This window comes from Dankookia rubra (assembly GCF_004355005.1).
Taxonomy (GTDB): Bacteria; Pseudomonadota; Alphaproteobacteria; order Acetobacterales; family Acetobacteraceae; genus Paracraurococcus; species Paracraurococcus ruber_A.
This window is the reverse complement of the sequence record NZ_SMSJ01000211.1, coordinates 1-3,269: the sequence shown is the minus strand read 5'-3', so window position 1 is coordinate 3,269 and position 3,269 is coordinate 1. Positions and strand designations below refer to the sequence as shown.

The window sequence follows — 3,269 nt, the reverse complement described above, 5'->3', positions numbered from 1 at the left end:
CCCCGCATCCAAATACAAGGCGCTGACCCAAACGGGCCAGCGCCTTTGCCGTCTGTCTGGACGCTCTCTCAAACGATCCCGCTCGCCGCACCTTCGGCAAAGCCGCGCAGCAAATGCGAGTAAACCTTGTGTCCTGCACTAGGTTTGGGCGTGTCCGGTGGACCGGTCGAGGTTTGAGCGGAGGGCGACGCCTCGGCCTGAAGCCGGTCCGTCGCCGGGTCTGGGTGCCTACCGGCCAGCGGCCGATTGCGCTTGGCCATTGTCGATGGCAGTGGCTGCATGTTGCCGCCTTCGTGCAGCCGACCAGCCGCGAGGCGGTTTTGTATCGCTGCCGCGGCCCTTCAAGGCCTTGCTTCACCGAAATGCTCGCCACCTTCGCCTGTGAGACCGGCGCTGGCTGCGAGCGCAGCACCGTTCTCGTGCTTGAGAATGCCGGCTGACATGGGCCCAAGGCCTTGGTCGCCCGCGAGAGGATCGGCCTCGTTTTCCCGTCACCCTTACTCGCCCAAAATTCAGCTCGCCGAGCATCTCTGGCCGCTGGTGATGAGCCAGTAGTCAATCGTCATGTCGCCTCGCTGGGCAAATTCAGCACCACAGTCGCCGCGCGCTGTCGGCAGCTCGATGCGGCTATTCTCCCGCACGTCCCGTGCCGTGGGTCGTCGTTCCGGGGCGGAGTGAGCATATAGTGAGGTACCTACCTTTTCCCCTTGAAGTCTGATTGTTGTCGAAACGCCTCCTTCCGGTCAGCTCGCTTTGCGACCTGACCCCGGCAGGGCTGGTGGTCCAGCCGATCCTGCCCTCTCCAGAACACCTCACCATCGTCGTCGCGCCGCGAGAGCCCTGGGCAACGTGCCCAGCCTGCGGCAACCCGTCCTGACGGGTTCACAGCCGGTACGACCGCGCACTCCGCGACCTGCCCTGGCAGGGGCGGCCGGTCCTGTTGCGTGTCCAGGCCCGGCGCTTCCGCTGTCTCGAGCCGGACTGCCCTCGGCTGACCTTCGCCGAGCGGCTGGCCGACACCGCGCCGCCCGCCGGGCGGCGGACGGGTCGACTGGAAGACCTGCAGCACCAACTGGGCCTCGCCGCCGGTGGCGAGGTCGGCTCCCGGCTGGCCGCGCGCCTGGCCATGCCGGTCAGCGTTGACACGCTGCTGCGGATGGCGCGTCGCGCCGGCGCCCAGCAGCACCCAGCCACCGCTGACGGCCGCCGGCCCAGCGCTGTAAGGCGCCGGAGCATGGCGGCACGCGCGCGCCGGCAGGACCGGTTTGACGAGGCAGCACGTCTGCACGCCGCGGGAGCCTCGCTGAGAGCGATCTCCCGGCAGCTCGGCGCCGATCGCAAGACGCTGCGGCAATGGCTGCGCGCCGGCGCGGCGCCGTCCTGGCGGCAGCCCCAGCGTGGCAGCGTGCTCGACCCCTACCGTGACCACCTGGAGCGCCGCTGGACCGAGGGACGCCACAACGCCGCCCGGCTGTGGCGGGAACTGGCGGCACTGGGCTTCTCCGGCCGCGACGCCATCGTCCGAAGCTGGGCAACGGAGCGCCGTAAAACGGAGCCGAACGGAGCTCGGGCGCCGCGGACCGCCGGTGGCAAGCCGTGCCGACCGCCTTCGGGTCGGCGCGTGGCGCGGCTGCTGATGGCCGAACCCCTGACCCTGTCGCGGCATGACTGGGCCTTCACCACGCGTCTGCTGGAGGAGGTGCCGGCGCTGGCGGCCACCGTGGCCGCCGCCAAGCGGATCTAAGGCGTGTTGCGCAAGAAGACCGACGAGCCCTTGGCGGACGTCCTTGCTGTCGCAGAGACGACGCACCTCTCCGACGTCGTCACCGAGCTGCGGAAGGATGTCACTGCCGTGGAAGCCGCGCTCAGCCTGCCCTGGACGACCAGCCCGACCGAGGGACAGATCAACCGCATCAAGATGATCAAGCGCACCATGTACGGCCGGGCGGGATTCGAGCTCCTCCGTGCCCGTGTGCTGAATGCCGCATGACAGCGGAACGGCAGCACGGGAAGTGCGGGAGAACCAAATCGACCTCAGCATTGACACACACCGATTTCCATTGCCGGACCAGGCCGGTTCAGCCGAACTGATCAACCGGAGACGGCATCACACAGGTCGGGCCTTCCGGCCAGCGCAGGCCAGCAAGAGGCGCCCAGACTATTTTTTTATCGGAACGGTACTTGCAAAAGACCAGCAGCGACCTGTCCCGAGAATGAAATACTGGTTACGACATTTAGTATGTCAAATATCAACCAATAGGTGATTTCGGCTGGGATGAAAGGCAGCTTCGGATGGAGCGGCCTGCTATGACTCCCGCGATGAGATGCCTATGTGGTCTCATCGGACGGCGAAGTTCTCCTCTTTCTATATCACACGAAAGGTTAATCATACGGCCGGCATCCTCCTACAAGAACGTTAGTAACGCGGGGTAGGGTCGATGGCTGACACCGTGGATGACGCCCTGGACGAGGCCTCGCCCCCGGCACCCGGCGAGGATGCCGGCCACCCGGGCGTGCTCGAAGGGCATATCCTCACCTTGCGGGAAGCACTGGCCACGGCCACAGCGGCAATCGGCGAAGCGCGGCGATTGGCTGACCAGCGCGGCGAGGCGTTAAGGCTCTGGCGTTGCGGCACAAGGAGGCCCTGGCCGAGCATAGCCAGGCCTTAGCCGAGCGCGACGCGATGCTGGCCACGGCGACCCACGCACTGCGCGAGGCACAGGCAATGCAGGTGGCAGTTGCGAACCGGCGGAACTGGGAAATCGTGGCCCATGCGGCGCAGAGGGCCGAGGCGGCGCAAGCAGCGCGGGCCGAGCTAGCGGCGGTGACCCTGCGCTTTCAGACCGCGTCGCAGGCCATCGTCGCGGCGACGGGGGCCGAGGCGGCCGCGCTGCGGCAGCAGGTCGACGCGGCCAGTAAGGAGCGCGACGCGGCGCGACACGCGTTGGCGCAGTGGCGGCGCGGCGGCCGGCTGGCCCGCATGCTGCGGGCCTGCAGCGGCTAGGCCGTTGGGAGGCCGGCAGCCCTGCCTCCGCCAAGTTCGGCATCTCCGGCAGCACCGGACTACGCACTGGCACGCGGACCGAGAGGGCCTGCGCTGCCGGCCGAAGCACATGCGCTACTGAGTTGAGAGAGCGGAAGAACTGCCAGATGTGGATATCAGACGATCTTCACCCAGCTGGTCAGGTGCGACAGGAAATCGTCCTTGCCGACCCCATCCAGGCGGATGCTGTCGTCGCCGATCTTGATCGTGGTGTGGCCGGCATCGC

At 67.3% G+C, this 3,269-nt stretch carries 2 protein-coding genes and 1 pseudogene; all 3 read left to right on the top strand.

Features of this window, described 5'->3' with window-relative positions; all coding sequences use genetic code 11:
* Positions 1-889 precede the first annotated feature (889 nt).
* Positions 890-1,744, top strand: a pseudogene (locus E2C06_RS35920) (hypothetical protein); the annotation flags it as partial.
* A 3-nt stretch (positions 1,745-1,747) separates the two neighbouring features.
* The gene (locus E2C06_RS35915; RefSeq protein WP_133293315.1) at positions 1,748-1,990 is read left to right on the top strand and encodes a transposase; all 243 of its coding nucleotides are present in this window, start codon (positions 1,748-1,750) and stop codon (positions 1,988-1,990) included.
* A 636-nt stretch (positions 1,991-2,626) separates the two neighbouring features.
* Positions 2,627-3,004 carry a hypothetical protein gene (locus E2C06_RS35910; RefSeq protein ID WP_133293314.1) on the top strand — a complete coding sequence of 126 codons (378 nt, stop codon included), beginning with the start codon at positions 2,627-2,629 and terminating at the stop codon, positions 3,002-3,004.
* Positions 3,005-3,269 lie beyond the last annotated feature (265 nt).